This window comes from Gordonia prachuapensis (assembly GCF_036350515.1).
GTDB classification, from domain to species: Bacteria; Actinomycetota; Actinomycetes; order Mycobacteriales; family Mycobacteriaceae; genus Gordonia; species Gordonia prachuapensis.
In genome coordinates this window covers 21463-38582 of record NZ_JAZDUE010000005.1, presented here as the reverse complement: position 1 = coordinate 38582, position 17120 = coordinate 21463, and the positions used below count along the sequence as shown (strand labels likewise).

The window sequence follows — 17120 nt, the reverse complement described above, 5'->3', positions numbered from 1 at the left end:
AGGGACTGTTCCGTTCGCTGCGCGGTTGGCGGGTACTGCCGATCAGCTCTCGGCGTCGGGCGCGGACTCTGTGAGCATCACGTGCCCGCCGCTGGACCCGTACCCACCGGCACCCCGGCTGGTGTCGTCGAGCTCGTCGACCTCGACGACGTCCGGCAGCTCGACGCGTTGTACGAGCAGCTGCGCGATCCGATCCCCACGCGAGATGGTGATGGGTTCGTCCGGGTCGAGATTGATCAGGCAGACCTTGATCTCGCCCCGGTATCCGGCGTCGACCGTCCCGGGGCTGTTGACGATGGACAGGCCGGCCCGGGCGGCGAGCCCGGACCGTGGGTGGATGAGACCCACGGTGCCGTGCGGCAGCGCGACGGCGATACCCGTGCCGACCAGCTGGCGGCGTCCGGGCGGCAGCTCCAGATCGATCGTGGAGCAGAGGTCGAGTCCGGCGTCGCCGGGATGTGCCCGGGTCGGCAGTGCGATGTCCGGGTCGAGACGGCGAACGGCGATCGACCCGACCCCGGTCCCGCTCGACGGTGTCGCGGTCGTGGAAGTCGCGGTCGTGGATGACGTAGTGGGAGAATTCGGCGCCACGAGGGCAGACTACGCTGGTCGCGTGACTCCCCCTGCATCACCTGAGAATCCGGCCGGTCGTCCTTCCGACGACGACGCCGCCGGTTCGAACGGCGACGCGAACAGTGCGGCGCCAGAACAGAACTCGGCGTCGGACCGATTCAACGAACGACTGAGGGTCCCCTGGTGGTGGTGGCTGGCCGCTGCGGTGGTGACCGGCGTCGTCGGATACGAGATCCAGCTGTCCGCACACGGCTCGGCGTGGAGTGTCGTCGGGTACATCGTGGTCGGTGTGCTGTGTGCGGCGATCCTGTGGTCGCTCGGACGAGTTCAGGTCCGGGTCAGCGGCGACGGTGAACTGCACGCCGGTCGGGCGCGGCTGCCCCGAGCGGTCATCGCACGGGGGGCGACGGTGCCGGCCACCGCGAAGAGTGCCGCGTTGGGCCGCCAGCTCGATCCGGCCGCATTTCTCGTGCACCGCACGTGGGTGAAGACGATGGTCTTGCTTGTGCTCGATGACCCGGACGATCCGACGCCCTACTGGCTGGTCTCGACGCGCGATCCCGCAGGTGTACTCGCCGCGCTCGACCTGCCCGATGCGGCGGCCGACGCCGGGATCGCGGAGCAATAGCCGGGTCCGATCGGGCGTCTCCAGATCAACGTCCCTGGATGAACGGCCCCAGATGAACGACCCCAGACAGACGACGGGGCGGGTTCGACATCGTCGACCCGCCCCCGTCTTTGTCGATGCGCATCAGGGCTGTGCGCAGGTGGACCGAGCTCTCAGGCGCAGTCGACGCAGATCTTGGAGTTGCCGTTCTCGCGCGCCAGCCGGCTGCGGTGGTAGACGAGAAAGCAGCTGGTGCAGGTGAACTCATCGGCCTGCTTGGGGATGACCCGCACCGACAGCTCTTCGCCGGAGAGGTCCGCGCCGGGCAGTTCGAACGATTCCGCGGTGTCGCCCTCGTCGACGTCGACGGCCGACGACTGCGCTTCGCTGCGGCGGGCCTTCAGCTCCTCGAGAGAGTCCTCGTTGAGATCCTCGGTATCCGTGCGTCGTGGCGCGTCATAATCAGTAGCCATTGTGTGCCTTACCTATGTGAGAGTGTGAGGGGCGCTCTCGGTTGCCGCGGCTTGTGGCCGGACAAGCGTAGGTGCGCGATCCCGCCGGGATTGTCTTGCCGTCGGGCGTCACTTCAACGTCATGACCGGTGCAATTCGTTACCCAGGACCCTGCGGACCGGCGTGATTTTCATCACATCCGGCTCGCATGCCTCCCGACTGCTTTGGAGGGCGGGCGCCCGAAGCCTAGTGCACCCGTGCGGCTGAGTCAACGACTTCGTCATCCGGAACATTCCCGGGTGTGTCGAGTCCCCTTGAAAGTCCGGCAACACCACCAACCGGCGGGGCCGGTCGGCCTGCCTGCACTCCGCTCGGACGAGGACCCTTTAGAGTGGTGCCGCAGGTTCGAGGCGAGAAGGAGCCGATTCGCGGTGGTGGCGCAGATAACCGGGGGCTCGTCGGTCGACGCCAAGGGGCGACCTTTCCGGCGGCGCCGTGCACGGCCGGCGATCATCGCGGCGGTCGTGCTGCTGGTCGCCGGATTGGCGGCCTGGGCGGTCGCGTTGAGCGAGTCCGGGCCCACCCCGGTTCCGACTGCCTGCAACCAGCCGATACCGGCGTCTGCGGATCCCTCGGCACCGGCACCGGCGACACCGCCGCCACCACCGCCGGAACTCGTGGCGGTCGACCGCGACGAGATGCTCGAGGTGGCCCCCGCCGCCCTGTCCACCTTCCAGGTCCGGGTGCTCAACGCGTCGTCCCTGCGGGGCGCGGCGCGGTCGGTCTCCGACGACCTCACTGCCCAGGGGTTCACCCCGGCCGTCGACACCCCGTACGCCGACGACACTGTCTACGCGAACCGCGATCTGGCGTGCTACGCGCAGATCCGGTTCGGCCCGGCCGGGCGGTCGAGTGCCGCAGCCGTCTGGTTGGCGTTGCCGTGTGCACAGCTCGTCGACGACGGCCGACAGGGCACCTCGGTCGACGTCGCGCTGGGTGAGTACTACGAGGCGCGCGAACAGTCGCAGGACGCCCAGGCGGCGCTGGAGGCGTTGCGGACGGCGGACCCGCGCAACCCCGAGACGGGCGCAGATCCCAGCCTTGTGGAGGCCGTGCACGCGTCGTCCTGCTGACCGGGTCCGGCGTCTCAGTCGGACGGGATGGAACGACGCGCGCCGAGATCATCGAGGAGCCGCACGAACCGATCCGCGATCCCGGGCGCGCATGCGACGGTCACATGGCCGTCGGAGGAACGCGAGTCCGGCGGCGGGGTGTGCACCACCGCACCGGCCTCGGCCGCGATGAGCCCGCCGGCCGCCCAGTCCCACGGGCTCAGACCGTGCTCGAAATGCGCATCCACCGCACCACTGGCGACCATGCACAGGTCGAGTGCGGCAGCCCCGACCCGCCGGACATCACGTATCCGGGGCAACAGCTCAGCCACGATCGACCCCTGCTCGGCCCGGCGCCCGGAGTCGTAGGAGAAGCCCGTCGCGACCAATGCGAGGTCCACCTGGTCGATCGGGTTGCACCTCAACGGGACCCGCCCCTCACCCGCATCGAGGTGGGCCCCTCGGCCGGCGGCGGCCGAGTAGGTGATGCCGCGCGCGACGTCGACGACGGCACCGGCCACCGACCGACCGTCGACCTGCGCCGCCACCGAGACGGCGTAGGCCGGGATGCCGTACATGAAATTGACCGTGCCGTCGATCGGATCGACCACCCACCGCACACCCGACGGGACATCGACCGAGCCGCCGGCTTCCTCGCCGAGCACCTCGTCGTCGGGACGGCGCGCCCGCAGCTCGGAGCGGATCAGGTGTTCGGTCTCGGTGTCGGCGAGCGTGACCGGGTCGGTCGGTGTGGATTTGGTGGTGACCGCCGGCGCCGCTCCGGACGCGGCGAGCGCGGGGGCCGGGCCCACCGCGTCGGGGTCGTGCCCGGGCCGCGGACCGAACAGCTCGGGACGTCGGGCGCGGACATGGGCCGCAGCGCCGCACGCCACGTCGATCGCGACACGTTCGAGTTCGTCGAGGCCCGGCTCTTCCGTCACGCCACTATGTCAGCACACCGTCGCCACCCACGCCGCGCCGGGATTGGCGTGTGAACGTCGGCGCCGCCACGGGTGACGACTTGGTGTCGACTCCAGCAACACGCCGCGGCGCTGGATAGCCTGGGTCGCACATCATTGACGAGGGTTGGACCAGAGAGGACACCCCACATGACCGACGCCGAGACAGCGACCACCGCAACCAACCTCGGATTCGGGGTCGACGTCGGTGGTTCCGGGATCAAGGGCGGCATCGTCGACCTCGACAGCGGCGAGCTGGTCGGCGAGCGGTTCAAGGTGCTGACGCCGCAGCCGTCGACACCCGAGGCCGTCGCGGGCGGGGTGGCCGAGGTCGTCGACCACTTCGACTGGACGGGCCCGATCGGGATCACCCTGCCGGGCGTCGTCACCGACGGCATCATGCGAACCGCGGCCAACATCGACAAGGGCTGGATCGGCACCGACGTGTACGACCTGTTCGGCGCACACCTGGGCGGGCGGGAGCTCTCGGTGCTCAACGACGCCGACGCCGCCGGGGTCGCCGAGGACCGCTACGGCGCGGCGGCCGATGTCGCCGGGGCCGTGATGTTGCTGACCCTCGGCACCGGGATCGGCTCCGCGATCCTGATCAACGGCACGCTCGTGCCGAACACCGAGCTCGGTCACATGATCATCGACGGCAAGGAGGCCGAGCACCGGGCGTCGTCGAAGGTCAAGGAGGACAAGGGTTGGTCATACGAGAAATGGGCGGGCAAACTCTCGAAGGTTCTCGAGGCCTACGAGGTGCTGTTCTGGCCGAAGGTCTTCGTCATCGGCGGCGGGATCAGCCGCAAGGCCGACAAGTGGGTGCCCTACCTGACGAACTCCACGCCCGTCGTCCCCGCGACCCTGCAGAACACAGCAGGTATCGTCGGCGCGGCGATGGCGGTGACCACCGGTCTGCGTCCCTGATCGTCCTACCCGGTGCGCAACGTTCCGGGTAGGCGACCATGAGCGTTATCGATATCCTCCTGACCAGGGCTTTGCCACATGGGGCGTGTCGATGTCGTTACAATGGTGCACACCGGTCATCGCGCACCGAGAAATCAAGCCCCTGATCCGCGTCGGCGTGTGGCGCCGTGCGGGATTCACGAGTCAGTTCCGAAAGGTTGTACGTGGCAGCCACCAAGACCCGACAGGCCGACGTCGACGAATCGACAGACGCGACTACCGCCACGGAGCCCGCGCCGGCCAAACGGACCGCCAAGAAGGCCGCGAAGAAGGCCACCGCACGCAAGGCGACCGCCAAGAAAACGGCAGCGAAGAAGGCCCCGAGCAAACGCGCCGGGAAGAAGGCCGAGAAGCCGGACGACGACAGCGCCGATTCGACCGACGATCTCGAAGACGGCGGCTCGATCGATGACATCGACGGCCCCGACTCCGAACTCGACGACGACGTGGAGATCGACGACGACATCGAGGTCGATGACGACGCCTCCGACGACAGCAGTGACGACGAGGACGAGTCCGACGACGACTCGGAGGAGACGTCCGAGGCCACTGCCGCCGAGGGTGCCAAGGCAGTCGAGACCAAGCCCAAGGAAGAGACCAAGGAGAAGACCTCCGGTGACTTCGTCTGGGACGAAGAGGAATCCGAGGCCCTCCGTCAGGCCCGCAAGGACGCCGAGCTCACCGCCTCCGCCGACTCGGTCCGCGCCTACCTCAAGCAGATCGGCAAGGTGGCCCTCCTCAACGCAGAGGAAGAGGTCGAGCTGGCCAAGCGCATCGAGGCCGGGCTGTTCGCGACGGAACGACTACGGCGCATCGTCGACTCCGGCGAGAAGCTCAGCACCGCCTCCAAGCGCGACCTGAACTGGATCTCTCGCGACGGCAACCGCGCCAAGAACCATCTGCTCGAGGCGAACCTGCGTCTGGTGGTCTCACTCGCCAAGCGCTACACGGGCCGCGGCATGGCGTTCCTGGATCTGATCCAGGAGGGCAACCTCGGTCTGATCCGTGCGGTGGAGAAGTTCGACTACACCAAGGGCTACAAGTTCTCCACGTATGCCACCTGGTGGATTCGTCAGGCGATCACCCGTGCCATGGCCGACCAGGCCCGCACCATCCGCATCCCGGTGCACATGGTGGAGGTCATCAACAAGCTCGGCCGCATCCAGCGCGAACTCTTGCAGGATCTGGGCCGCGAGCCCACTCCGGAAGAGCTGGCCAAGGAGATGGACATCACGCCGGAGAAGGTGCTGGAGATCCAGCAGTACGCGCGTGAACCGATCTCGCTCGATCAGACCATCGGTGACGAGGGCGACAGCCAGCTCGGTGACTTCATCGAGGACTCCGAGGCAGTCGTCGCCGTCGACGCGGTCAGCTTCACTTTGCTGCAGGACCAGCTGCAGTCGGTGCTCGAGACCCTGTCCGAGCGCGAGGCCGGCGTCGTCCGGCTGCGATTCGGGCTGACCGACGGACAGCCGCGGACGCTCGACGAGATCGGTCAGGTCTACGGAGTCACCCGTGAGCGCATCCGTCAGATCGAGTCGAAGACGATGTCCAAGCTGCGCCATCCGTCGCGTTCGCAGGTGCTGCGCGACTATCTCGACTGACGTAGGTCGGCTGCGGCCCTTCGTGACGGTCGCTCGTTCCTCGCTCCCTCCTCAGGGGCCGGGTCGGTGCCCCCGACCCGGCCCCTGAGGAGTTCCGGAGCTTGCGGAGGAACGTCACGAAGGGCACTCACAGATCGGGCGTTCCGAACGCCCCGTCCGCGTCCGGTCGATACTCGATCACATCCACCACCGCGTCGACCGGCAACGGCCCGTACAGGTGCGGGAAACGCATGCCGCCCGGGTCGGGTGGATCGCCCGGCTCCCACGCCACCGGCGATGACAACCTGTCCGCGTCGATCACGAGCAGAAGCACATCGTCGCGCCCGGCGAACAGGGCGTTCGCCGGTAGATGCACCTGATGCGGGCCGGACAGATGGATGAATCCGACCTCGGACAACGACGGCGGTTCATGACTTCCGGCGCGGAGTGACGCCGCCCACTCGGCTCGGCCACACAGGTGCAACAACACTCGCTCGGCACTGCTCGGGATCACCCGAGCTGCATAACCATCATCGGAACAACTTGTCAAGGGTTGCGCTCTAACGGATTCGGCGACCGCGTCGGATGCGGGTCCGCGACGTCCCTCGCCTTACGATTCTCGTCATGCTGGTGACCCGACGACCCATCGACCTCCTGCGGGTGGCGTCGATGCTGTGTCTGCGGCGTCGCGGCCGACTCGCCTGATCGACCGCCGCGACGCGTACACGACCGCGCGACCGACAGGGGATGTCCCCGGTCATGCGCGTGTCCCGCCTCCCCGTCACCTGAAACGAAAGTCCCCCTCCGCATGCGCACCATCGTTCTGATCGGCTTCGTCGGCCTTGCCGCACAGCTCGTCGACGGCAGTCTGGGAATGGCCTACGGCGTCACGACGACCACTCTGCTGTTGGCGATCGGATCCAATCCCGCCGCGGCGTCGGCGACCGTCCACCTCGCCGAGATCGGCACCACGCTCGTGTCGGGGGTCTCGCACTGGCGTTTCGGCAACGTCGACTGGAAGGTCGTGCGCCGCATCGCCATACCGGGTGCGATCGGCGCCTTCCTCGGTGCGACGGTACTGTCGAATCTGTCGACCGAGGCGGCCGCACCGCTGATGGCGATCATCCTGCTGCTGCTCGGTCTCTACATCCTGGCCCGGTTCACCTTTGTCGGTATCTCCCGCGAACACCTCGGGAAGCCGCTGCGCAAGCGCTTCCTGTCCCCGCTCGGTCTGGTGGCCGGTTTCGTGGATGCCACCGGTGGCGGCGGCTGGGGTCCGGTGGGTACCCCGGCGATTCTCGCCAGCGGCCGGTTGGAGCCCCGCAAGGTGATCGGCTCCATCGACACCAGTGAGTTCATCATCGCGGTGGCCGCCAGCCTCGGCTTCCTGGTGAGCCTCGGGTCCCAGGGAATCAACTTCGCCTGGGTCGGTGCGATCCTCGTCGGCGGCATCATCGCGGCGCCGATCGCGGCGTGGCTCGTGCGGCACGTCCCGCCGCGCCTGCTCGGCGCCTCCGTCGGCGGTCTGATCGTGCTCACCAACGCACGCAGCCTCATACGCAGTGACCTCGTCGATCTGCCGTCGCCGGCCCAGACCTCGATCTACGTCGCCATCGTCGTCGTGTGGGTGGCAGCGTTCGCGTACTCGCTGCGGGAGTACCTGCGCGATCGGGAGAACGAGTCGTCGGACGCCGTCAGCAGGGTGCGCGAGGAACAGGCCAGGGCTGAGCAGGACGACACCCAGACCACCGTGCCCGCCGCGACACCGACATCCTGACGCAGCCCGGTGATCGATCCACCGTTGTGATTCGGGTCTCGAAAGACGTAAACCCGCATTGAGTGCGTGTTGCCGTTCATGTGGCACGTGTTAACGGTGAGTGACGACACACCCGGGCGACCCGCGGAACAATACGAAAGCCCCAAACGTCTGAAAGGGTGAGGGTGACGCATCAGACCGATGTGTCGGCTCACGAAGGGAAAGGCGACCGGCAACGACGCCAACGCCGGACCGGGACGGAGGAATCATGTCAGACACCGCCACCACAGCCCCGATCTCCATGCCGCTGACCGCCGCCGATCGCTGTGATCGCTGTGGCGCCGCCGCCAAGGTGCGGGCCGTGCTGCCCGCAGGTGGAGAGCTTCTCTTCTGCCGCCACCACTTCAACGAGCACGAGGCCAAGCTCGTGGAGTTGTCCGCGGTCGTGGAATCGTCGGAAGAACTGGTCTGAATCGTCCACACGACCTATGCGACCCGGCCGGGTTTTCCGGCCGGGTCGCGTCGTATCCACGGTCGACTGGGCGCTGTTTTCCGTCGACTGGGCACCAATTGGCGTCGACTGGGTGCGCGTCACCGAGACGCGCACCCAATGAACGTGAATCAGCGCCCAGTCGACCGAAAACGGCGCACAGTCAACGAGAAGTGGCACCCAGTCGACCAGGCGTCGGCCCGGACGACGTCCGCGCCGAGCTCAGCGCCACTCCCGCAGCGCGGTGATCCGTTCCCGTAGCTGATCGGCGGTGGCCATCGCCGTGGGTGGCCCGCCGAGCCGCTCCCGCAGCTCGTTGTGGACCATGCCATGTGGCTTACCGGTCCGGTGATGATGCATCGCGACCAGGGTGTTCAGTTCCTTGCGCAACGCGTGCAGGTTCTCCCCCGCCGGCCGTGCCGGTGGCGCGGAGGTCTCGATGATTTGTGCCGGGCCCGCCGCCGAGCGCTGCGCAACCTGATCCGCCTGCCGTTTACGCAGCAGCTCACGCACCTGGTCGGCGTCGAGCAGCCCCGGTAGCCCGAGATAGTCCTCCTCCTCGGTGCTGCCGGAGAACGTCGCCGTGCCGTAGGACGCGCCGTCGAAGATCAGCTGATCCAGCTCGGCGTCGGCATGCAACGACTCGAACGCCTTCTCGTCCTCCCCCGGCTCGTCCTTCTGCTTGTTGGCGTCGATCAGCGCAGCATCATCGAGACCATCGCTCTCCCGGTGCGGTTTGCCCAGCACGTGGTCGCGCTCGGCCTCCATCTTGCTGGCCAGATCGAGCAGGACCGGCACCGACGGCAAGAAGACGCTCGCGGTCTCCCCTGGACGCCGTGATCGCACGAACCGGCCGATCGCCTGCGCGAAGTACAGCGGTGTCGACGCGCTGGTCGCATACACACCGACGGCGAGACGCGGCACGTCGACACCTTCGGAGACCATGCGCACCGCGACCATCCATTCGTCGCGTGACGCGGCGAACTCCGCGATCCTCGACGACGACTTCGGGTCGTCGGACAGCACCAACGTCGGGCGAGTACCGGTGATGGCGGTGAGCAGTTCGGCATAGTCGCGGGCGACGGTCTGATCGGTGGCGATCACCAGTCCGCCGGCATCCGGCATGCCCCCGGCGCGGAGCTGCCGCAGCCGGGTCACGGCCGCCTCCAGCACCGCGGGAATCCAGTCGCCGTGCGGATCCAGGGCCGTCCGCCACGCGCGGGCGGTGTGCTCGGCCGACAACGGTTCGCCGAGCCGAGCGGTGAACTCTTCACCCGCACTGCTGCGCCAGCTGGCCTGCCCGCTGTAGGCGAGGAACATCACCGGACGCACGACGCCGTCGGCGAGCGCGTCGGCGTATCCATAGGTGTGATCGGCCTTCGAGCGCAATACGCCGCCGGCCTCCGGTTCGTAGGTGACGAACGGGATCGGCGAATCGTCGGAGCGGAAGGGCGTGCCGGTGAGCGCGAGCCTGCGGGTGGCATCGGAGAACGCCTCCCGGATCGCCTCACCCCACGACTTGGCGTCGCCGCCATGGTGGATCTCGTCGAGGATCACCAGGGTCCGGCGGTTCTCGGTGCGGACCCGATGGCGGGTCGGGTGGGCGGCGACCTGGGCGTAGGTGAGGGCCACGCCGTGATAGTCGGAACTGGTCTGCCCCACCGAGTTGCTGAATCTCGAGTCGACCGCGATTCCGACGCGGGCCGCCGCCTCGGCCCACTGGTGTTTGAGATGTTCGGTCGGGGCGACGATCGTGACCTGGTCGACGGTGCGGTCGTCGAGCAGTTCACGCGCGACCCGGAGGCCGAACGTGGTCTTGCCCGCGCCCGGTGTGGCAACTGCCATGAAGTCCACCGGACGTTTTGTCAGGTACTTGGTCAGGGCCCGCCGCTGCCACGCACGAAGCGGGGGTCCCGGAGGTATGACTGCCTCTTCGGCTGCCGCGCCGTCGGCTGCTGAAGTCACTCGTGCACTGCTCCTGACATCTGGTCTGATGCTGGCTGTTCGCTCGGACGCCACTCGGGGGCATGAAAGGTCCCCTCGCGGATCGAACCGTCCGAGGGGACCCGGCCATGGTACCCGGGGGCGGCGTCCCGCCTCTCCCCCGACGCGCCCTCACCCGCACCGGGCGCACGGGTCGCGACGGCGCACCCGGTGGGGACCGGTCGCCCCGTTCGGACCTGCGATCAGGGATGCTAGAGCCATCAGTCGCCGCAATCGGAACCCAGCGCCCCTCACCGAGGACCATGTGTCGTCGGGCGGTTCCGCACATCCGAGCGAATCCCCGGCCGACGCCGCCCCCGGACAGGGTGCCCCGCCGGTGACTCACCGTGCCGAACGACGACGGCCCGCGCCCACCCCGACTGCGTCCACCCCTACTGCGTCCACCCCTACTGCGCCCATCGACGACTCGACGCCGACCACGCCGCTGCCACCCCGCGCATCGACTCGTCCACCGATCCGGCCGATGCCTGCGCCGCCAGGTCCCCCGCCACCACCGACACCTCCCACGTCTGCCCATCCGGCGAGCGCGGAGCGCGACGTCACCACACAGACGGCGGACGACGACTCGGCATTGACGACGTCGTCATCGGCCGCATCGGCGGCGGACCAGGGCGTCGACGACCCGGCCGGGGAACCCCGTCCGGAAAGCCGACGACCGGTGCTGCGCAATCTGCACCGACTGGTGTGGCGCACCATCGTCAAATCCTGGGACGACGGAATCATCGGGATGGCGGCACAGGCCGCGTTCTGGCAGGCGTTGTCGCTGCCGCCACTGCTCCTCGGTCTGCTGGGCAGCGTCGGCTACATCGCCGGTTGGTTCGGACCCGACACCGTGGACGTCATCTACGAACGGATCGTCGTCTTCGCCGACCGGACGTTCTCCGAGAACGTCGTCGACGAGATCATCATCCCGACAGTCGAGAACGTGCTGGGCCGCGGCCGGGTGGTGGTCATCTCGGCCGGCTTCCTCATCTCGCTGTGGGCGGGTTCGTCGGCCGTGTCGTGTTTCGTCGCCTCGATCGTGCGAGCGCACGGTCAACACGAGGTCCGGAACCCGGTGTGGCAGCGCTTCTTCGCTCTGTTCCTCTACATGGGATTCCTGGTCGCGGCGGTGTTCGTGCTGCCGCTGGTGGCGCTCGGACCCAACTATCTGCACGAGATCGTGCCCGATTCGTGGGATCCCGTCGTCACGCATCTGATCGACTTCGGCTACTTCCCGTTCGTCGCCGTTCTGCTGCTGGTGGTGTTGACCACGCTGTACCACCTCGCGCTGCCGAACCCGCTGCCGTGGCACCGCCTGGTCGGCGGCGCCGTGGTCGCCGGGATCTTCTTCTGGGTGGCCAGCTACGTCCTGCGCATCTACCTGACCGAACTGACCCGCGCCGGCTACAGCTACGGCGCGCTGGCCACCCCGGTGGCGTTCCTCCTGTTCGCGTTCTCGCTGGGATTCGCGATCGTCGTCGGCGCCGAGTTCAACGCCGCGGTGCAGGAATTCTGGCCCGCCAAACCGCCGGTGTCGGCACAGATGCGCGACTGGGTATCGACGCAGACGGCCGAGATGACCGGCCAGCTGCGGACCCTGCCCGACCGCCTCGCGTCGGGGCCGATCCGACGCAATCGACCCCCGGCGCCGCCCCGGAGACCGCCGCCGGCCCCACCCGAATGACCGCGGCCGAGCGGCGCGGCATCCCGGCCCGGGGGAATGCTCAGCCCTTGCGCATCCGGTTGTAGATCTTCTTGCACTTCGGGCAGACCGGTGAGCCGGGTTTGGCCGATCGCGTCACGGGGAATGTCTCCCCGCACAACGCCACGACGTGATTGCCCATGACCGCGCTCTCCGCGATCCTGTCCTTCTTCACGTAGTGGAAGAACTTGGGGCGGTCGTCGTTGCCGTGATCGGTGGTGTCGGCGTCCGGCCGTTCGTCGACGTCGGTCCGCTCGTCGAGGTCCGGCCGCTCGATTGTCTCTGTTCCCATGGAGACCATTGTGCGCCACGACAACGCCGGAAGGGATACGGCTCCGAATGACCTGTGTGAGACCTCGACAGTCGGGTTCGGATCACGGGGGCCATGAGTGCATCCCGGGCGGCGAAGTGGGATGGTGGAAGCATGAGCAGAGAAGGATCGAGGGGGCACGCCAACGACCCCCAGGCCTTTCTGATCACCGGTGCGCAACAGTCGCTCGACGACCAGCATCGGGTGCGTGTGCGCAAATATCTGACGTTGATGGCCTTCCGCGTTCCCGCGCTGGTGATCGCCGGCTTCGTCTACAGCGCGACAGGCAACGGGCTGCTGGCGCTGGCCATCGTCGCGGCGTCCATCCCGATCCCGTGGGTGGCGGTCCTGATCGCCAACGACCGGCCGCCCCGCAAGCGCGGCGAGGTACCCCAATACCGGTACGGAACCGACCATTCGGTCGTCGGCCCCCCATCGCTGGACGGGACGCGGCGAGCGGTCGACGGTCGCATCGTGGATTCCACGACCGACGACCCGTCCGGCGACGAGCGCATCGACCGCGAACGTCGTTCCCGCTGAGCCACACTCTCAGCAACTTCTCATGTAGACGACTGCATCTGTCGGCAAACCGGCAGCTCAGTCCGTATCCGGGCGATGGACGCACCGGACGCTCCCGGGAACTTTCGCCCATCTGTTCGCGTTGAACCCGGTGTACGCACTCAAGTCAGGAGGCCGAATGTCACGCTCGACAGTTGCACGCCCGACCACGACTATCGGAGTCGCAGACGATCCCGCCACAAGCACCCTTCGCCCCGCGATGACGGAGCAGGATCTCGACGCCCAATCCCCGGCCGCCGACCTTGTCCGCGTCTATCTCAACGGCATCGGCCGCACCGCTCTGCTCAACGCGGAGCAGGAGGTCGAACTGGCCAAGCAGATCGAGGCGGGCCTCTATGCCAAGCACCTGCTGGCCACCAAGAAGCGGCTGTCGGCGACCAAGAAGCGTGACCTCGCCGTCATCGTCCGCGAGGGCGAGTACGCGCGTGCACATCTGCTCGAGGCCAACCTCCGCCTCGTCGTCTCGCTCGCGAAGCGCTACACCGGTCGCGGCATGCCCCTGCTCGACCTCATCCAGGAGGGCAACCTCGGCCTGATCCGTGCGATGGAGAAATTCGACTACGCGAAGGGCTTCAAGTTCTCGACCTACGCCACCTGGTGGATCCGTCAGGCGATCACCCGCGGCATGGCCGACCAGAGCCGCACGATCCGCCTGCCCGTCCACCTCGTCGAGCAGGTCAACAAACTGGCCCGCATCAAGCGGGAACTGCACCAGCAGCTCGGCCGTGAGGCCACCGACGACGAACTGGCCAACGAGTCGGGCATCCCGGCCGAGAAGATCGCCGATCTCCTCGATCACAGCCGTGATCCGGTCAGCCTCGACATGCCGGTGGGCAGTGACGAGGAGGCACCGCTCGGCGACTTCATCGAGGACGCCGAGGCCACGTCGGCGGAGAACGCGGTCATCGCCGGACTCCTCCACTCCGACATCCGCTCGGTGCTGTCCACTCTCGACGAGCGTGAGCAGCAGGTGATCCGGATGCGCTACGGCCTCGACGACGGTCAGCCGCGAACACTCGATCAGATCGGCCGGATGTTCGGGCTGTCGCGCGAACGTGTCCGGCAGATCGAACGCGAGGTCATGGGCAAGCTACGTCAGGGCGAACGCGCGGAGCGCCTCCGCGCCTACGCCAGCTGATCTCCGGTCCTGGTGCCGCGCGTCGGTGCCAGGTCAGTCGGTGACTAACTCAATCGTCTCGGTCCGGTGTCCGCACGTGTGGGCACCGGACCGACGCGTATCACCGCACTCAGCACGGCCACACCGTCCGGGGAGGCCAGGATCGGATCGCAGTGCACCTCGCGGACCTCGGGGATGTCGTCGACCAATGTGGAGATCCGCGTCAGCAGATCGGTGAGGGCGGCGCGGTCGACGGGCGGCTCCCCCGCGTAGCCCGTGAGCAGCGGCGCCGACCTCGGCTCGTCGAGCAGTTCGGTGGCGTCCAGTGGCGACAGCGGAATCGCCCGATACCCGTGGTCACCGAGCAGTTCAAAGGTGCGTCCGGACAGACCGAACGAGATCAGCGAGCCGAACGACTTGTCGTCGCGGACGCGGACGGTGGTCCCGATCCCCTTCGGAGCCATCTTCTGCACGTGGAGCACGCTGTCGCCGGTGAGGCCGCTCAGCTCGGAGAACGCCGTGATCACTGCCGTCGCGTCCGGGAGGTCGAGCCGGGCGCCCTCACGGTCCAGCCGGCCGCGCCAGGTCTCCGATGTCGCCTTCACCGCCACCGGGAATCCGAGGCGGTCGGCCGCGGCGGCGGCCTCGTGCATGGTGCCGACCTCCTCGAACGGCACGACGCCGATGCCGTACCACCGCAGCAGCGTCGCCGACTCCCGCGGTCCGAGCGTGCGGCCAGGTCCGGCGGACGGATCGTCGGGCGCATCGGCCATGACCTCCCGGACGAACGTTCGCGCGGCCTCCGGGTCGGTGCCGTCGGGCCGATGGACCTCCGACTCGGGACGCTGCGTCCAGCGGGCGTACTGCCAGGAGCGCGCCAGCGCATTGGCCGCCCGCTCGGGGCTTCCGTACGACGGAATGGAACCACGCTGCGGCAACCCGTTCGGCCCGGGCTTCATCAAACCGGGCGGTATGCCCTCGACGGCCAGGAACGTGGTCACGATCGGTTTGGGTCCGTCGGCATCGGGTGTGGTGGCCGCCGCCATCAGCGCCCGGGCATGCCAGTCGGCGTCGACTGCCACAGGTGGCACGAACACCACGAGCACCGCATCCACCTCGGGATCGCGCATCGCCGCGGTGACAGCGGTCTCGAACTCGTCCTCGGTGGCACCGGCCCCCAGGTCGATCGTGTCGGTGACCTCGAGGCCGCCGCTGCGTGCCGTGTCGGCGGCCAGGCTGCCCAGCACCGACGAGTTGCCGATGATGCGGGTGCGCGGTCCGCGCGGGATCGGCTGGTAGGCGAAGATCGTTGCGCAGTCGAAGAGTTCGGAGATGGTATGGACCTGGATGACACCCGCCTGATCCAGCACCATCTGGGCGATCTGGTCGTCGAGGTTGGCCGCCGACGACCGCTCGGCACGGGCCGCGGTCATCGCGCCCTTGCCCGCCTTGACCGCGACGATCGGTTTCGACCGCGAGACCCGACGGGCGATCCGGGAGAACTTGCGCGGGTTACCGAAACTCTCCAGGTAGAGCAGGACGACGTCGGTGTCGGTGTCGGTGTCCCAGTACTGCAGCAGGTCGTTGCCGGACACGTCGGCGCGATTGCCGGCCGACACGAACGTCGACAACCCGATCTGACGACGAGCGGCGGTGTCCAGGATCGCGATGCCGAGCGCGCCGGACTGGCAGAAGAAGCCAACGCGCCCCGCGGCCGGGATGCGCGGCGCCAACGTGGCGTTCAAGGCGATCGACCCGCTGTTGTTGGCCACCCCGAGTGCATTCGGACCCACGAGGCGCATGCCGTGCTCGCGGATCTGCTCGAGCAGCCGACGCTCGCTCTCCAGGCCCGCCTCACCGCTCTCGCCGAAACCGGACGAGACGACGACGAGGGTGCGTACACCCTTGACCAGACAGTCGTCGAGCACGTCGTCGACGATCGCGGCCGGCACCGCCACCACCGCGAGGTCGACTGGGTCCGGGACATCGCGGACCGTGCGATAGGCCCGGATGCCGCGCACCGACGGCGGGCGTGGGTGCCCCCGACGCTGCGCCGGTGACGATCGTCCGGGACCCGAGCCGCCGGGCCCGCTGCCCGGGTCCTCGGCCGCGTCATCCGTCGGGGCCGGGCCGTTCACCGGGAACACCGGACCGGTGAATCCACCGGCGATGATGTTGGCCAGCAATGCGTTTCCGACCTTCTTCGGGTCGGTCGACGCCCCGATCACGGCGACCGACGACGGCCTGAGCAGATTGGCGACGCTCCGCGCCTCGGAGGCTCGCTCCCGCCCGTTGCGCACCGACATCAGCGCCTCGGTCGGGTCGATCAGGAACTCGACGTGCACCGTGCTGCCGTCGAAACTCCGGGACAGTTGATACCCGGCGTCCCGGAACACCGCGACCATGTTCGGGTTCTCGCTGAGCACCTCGGCCTCGAATCGGGTGAAGCCGTTCTCGGCCGCGGCCCCGGCGAGGTGCTCCAGCAGGATGGGACCCAGCCCCCGGCCCTGATGGTCATCGGCGACGACGAAGGCCACCTCCGCCGATTCCGGCTTGCCGTCGAACCCCAGTCCCTCGTAGAGACCGATGGCGATGATGTCGCCGCCCAGCACGGCGACGAGTGCCACCCGCTTCTGGTAGTCGACGGTGGTCATCCGCGCCAGTTCGCGCGGCGGCAGGGTGGGGGTGGGTCCGAAGTAGCGCATATAGCGCGTCCGCTCGGACAGGCTGGAGTGAAACCGCACCACGCGGTCGGCATCGTCGGGCACGATCGGCCGCAGATGCACCACTCCGCCGTCCGAGGCGAGGACGTCGGCGATCCAGTGCCGCGGATAGTCCCAGGGATCGCGCGGCCGCGGCTGCTCGGCCACCGCACCCGGATCCGCCGATGCCGCATCGGCATCCGGCACCTTCTCGGTCTGGTCC

At 68.2% G+C, this 17120-nt stretch carries 16 protein-coding genes; 9 read left to right on the top strand and 7 right to left on the bottom strand.

The genetic code is table 11. The features are described 5' to 3' along the window. Nucleotides 1–42: 42 nt before the first annotated feature. On the bottom strand, nucleotides 43–507 hold the full coding sequence (gene dut, locus V1Y59_RS07265; RefSeq protein WP_330504336.1) for a dUTP diphosphatase: 465 nt from the start codon (nucleotides 505–507) through the stop codon (nucleotides 43–45). Nucleotides 508–613: 106 nt separating this feature from the next. Between dut and V1Y59_RS07260 the strand changes: the two genes are divergently transcribed. Continuing rightward, nucleotides 614–1201, top strand: a complete 588-nt coding sequence (locus V1Y59_RS07260; protein ID WP_330504157.1) for a DUF3093 domain-containing protein — start codon at nucleotides 614–616, stop codon at nucleotides 1199–1201. 152 nt (nucleotides 1202–1353) lie between these two features. On the opposite strand, the gene V1Y59_RS07255 is transcribed toward V1Y59_RS07260, so the two are convergent. Next, a complete protein-coding gene (locus tag V1Y59_RS07255; RefSeq protein WP_330432178.1) occupies nucleotides 1354–1653 on the bottom strand; it encodes a DUF4193 domain-containing protein in 300 nt (99 codons plus the stop codon). 410 nt (nucleotides 1654–2063) lie between these two features. Here V1Y59_RS07255 and cei point away from each other — a divergent pair, with 410 nt between their 5' ends. Further along, entirely contained in the window at nucleotides 2064–2765 is a 702-nt protein-coding gene (gene cei / locus V1Y59_RS07250) for an envelope integrity protein Cei (RefSeq protein WP_330504156.1), read from the top strand. Between the two features lie 14 nt (nucleotides 2766–2779). Here cei and V1Y59_RS07245 read toward each other — a convergent pair whose 3' ends face one another. Then, a complete protein-coding gene (locus tag V1Y59_RS07245) occupies nucleotides 2780–3685 on the bottom strand; it encodes an inositol monophosphatase family protein (RefSeq protein ID WP_330504155.1) in 906 nt (301 codons plus the stop codon). Nucleotides 3686–3853: 168 nt separating this feature from the next. Here V1Y59_RS07245 and ppgK point away from each other — a divergent pair, with 168 nt between their 5' ends. Both ppgK and V1Y59_RS07235 read left to right on the top strand, forming a co-directional pair. Then, entirely contained in the window at nucleotides 3854–4633 is a 780-nt protein-coding gene (ppgK, locus tag V1Y59_RS07240) for a polyphosphate--glucose phosphotransferase (protein ID WP_330504154.1), read from the top strand. 203 nt (nucleotides 4634–4836) lie between these two features. Continuing rightward, nucleotides 4837–6276 (top strand): RNA polymerase sigma factor, encoded by a 1440-nt coding sequence (locus V1Y59_RS07235; RefSeq protein WP_330504153.1) that lies wholly within the window; start codon nucleotides 4837–4839, stop codon nucleotides 6274–6276. 127 nt (nucleotides 6277–6403) lie between these two features. Here the strand turns inward: V1Y59_RS07235 and V1Y59_RS07230 are convergent, their stop codons facing one another. Further along, nucleotides 6404–6766 (bottom strand): DUF952 domain-containing protein, encoded by a 363-nt coding sequence (locus tag V1Y59_RS07230; RefSeq protein ID WP_330504335.1) that lies wholly within the window; start codon nucleotides 6764–6766, stop codon nucleotides 6404–6406. A gap of 297 nt (nucleotides 6767–7063) precedes the next feature. Between V1Y59_RS07230 and V1Y59_RS07225 the strand changes: the two genes are divergently transcribed. Both V1Y59_RS07225 and V1Y59_RS07220 read left to right on the top strand, forming a co-directional pair. Further along, nucleotides 7064–8032: a sulfite exporter TauE/SafE family protein gene (locus V1Y59_RS07225; RefSeq protein ID WP_330504152.1), complete on the top strand. Its 969-nt coding sequence runs from the start codon at nucleotides 7064–7066 to the stop codon at nucleotides 8030–8032. A 247-nt stretch (nucleotides 8033–8279) separates the two neighbouring features. Next, entirely contained in the window at nucleotides 8280–8483 is a 204-nt protein-coding gene (locus tag V1Y59_RS07220) for a DUF7455 domain-containing protein (RefSeq protein ID WP_160902505.1), read from the top strand. A 240-nt stretch (nucleotides 8484–8723) separates the two neighbouring features. Here V1Y59_RS07220 and V1Y59_RS07215 read toward each other — a convergent pair whose 3' ends face one another. Further along, the gene (locus V1Y59_RS07215; protein ID WP_330504151.1) at nucleotides 8724–10466 is read right to left on the bottom strand and encodes a DEAD/DEAH box helicase; all 1743 of its coding nucleotides are present in this window, start codon (nucleotides 10464–10466) and stop codon (nucleotides 8724–8726) included. 502 nt (nucleotides 10467–10968) lie between these two features. Between V1Y59_RS07215 and V1Y59_RS07210 the strand changes: the two genes are divergently transcribed. Further along, nucleotides 10969–12171, top strand: coding sequence for a YihY/virulence factor BrkB family protein (locus V1Y59_RS07210; RefSeq protein WP_330504150.1), 1203 nt, complete (start codon nucleotides 10969–10971; stop codon nucleotides 12169–12171). A gap of 40 nt (nucleotides 12172–12211) precedes the next feature. Here V1Y59_RS07210 and V1Y59_RS07205 read toward each other — a convergent pair whose 3' ends face one another. Beyond that, nucleotides 12212–12481, bottom strand: coding sequence for a DUF3039 domain-containing protein (locus tag V1Y59_RS07205; protein ID WP_330504149.1), 270 nt, complete (start codon nucleotides 12479–12481; stop codon nucleotides 12212–12214). A gap of 132 nt (nucleotides 12482–12613) precedes the next feature. Between V1Y59_RS07205 and V1Y59_RS07200 the strand changes: the two genes are divergently transcribed. Together V1Y59_RS07200 and V1Y59_RS07195 are read left to right on the top strand one after the other, a co-directional pair. After that, nucleotides 12614–13039, top strand: a complete 426-nt coding sequence (locus V1Y59_RS07200) for a DUF3099 domain-containing protein (RefSeq protein ID WP_330504148.1) — start codon at nucleotides 12614–12616, stop codon at nucleotides 13037–13039. A gap of 157 nt (nucleotides 13040–13196) precedes the next feature. Beyond that, nucleotides 13197–14216: a sigma-70 family RNA polymerase sigma factor gene (locus tag V1Y59_RS07195; protein WP_330504147.1), complete on the top strand. Its 1020-nt coding sequence runs from the start codon at nucleotides 13197–13199 to the stop codon at nucleotides 14214–14216. A gap of 44 nt (nucleotides 14217–14260) precedes the next feature. Here the strand turns inward: V1Y59_RS07195 and V1Y59_RS07190 are convergent, their stop codons facing one another. After that, the gene (locus V1Y59_RS07190; RefSeq protein ID WP_330504334.1) at nucleotides 14261–17104 is read right to left on the bottom strand and encodes a bifunctional acetate--CoA ligase family protein/GNAT family N-acetyltransferase; all 2844 of its coding nucleotides are present in this window, start codon (nucleotides 17102–17104) and stop codon (nucleotides 14261–14263) included. Nucleotides 17105–17120: the final 16 nt, after the last annotated feature.

What these genes read in the sequence shown, in the direction of transcription:
- V1Y59_RS07220 (WP_160902505.1), top strand. Translation starts at nt 8,280, where the DNA reads ATGTCAGACACCGCCACCACAGCCCCGATCTCCATGCCGCTGACCGCC.
- V1Y59_RS07225 (WP_330504152.1), top strand. Translation starts at nt 7,064, where the DNA reads ATGCGCACCATCGTTCTGATCGGCTTCGTCGGCCTTGCCGCACAGCTC.
- V1Y59_RS07210 (WP_330504150.1), top strand. Translation starts at nt 10,969, where the DNA reads ATGCCTGCGCCGCCAGGTCCCCCGCCACCACCGACACCTCCCACGTCT.
- V1Y59_RS07200 (WP_330504148.1), top strand. Translation starts at nt 12,614, where the DNA reads ATGAGCAGAGAAGGATCGAGGGGGCACGCCAACGACCCCCAGGCCTTT.
- ppgK (WP_330504154.1), top strand. Translation starts at nt 3,854, where the DNA reads ATGACCGACGCCGAGACAGCGACCACCGCAACCAACCTCGGATTCGGG.
- V1Y59_RS07205 (WP_330504149.1), bottom strand. Translation starts at nt 12,481, where the DNA reads ATGGGAACAGAGACAATCGAGCGGCCGGACCTCGACGAGCGGACCGAC.
- V1Y59_RS07195 (WP_330504147.1), top strand. Translation starts at nt 13,197, where the DNA reads ATGTCACGCTCGACAGTTGCACGCCCGACCACGACTATCGGAGTCGCA.
- V1Y59_RS07255 (WP_330432178.1), bottom strand. Translation starts at nt 1,653, where the DNA reads ATGGCTACTGATTATGACGCGCCACGACGCACGGATACCGAGGATCTC.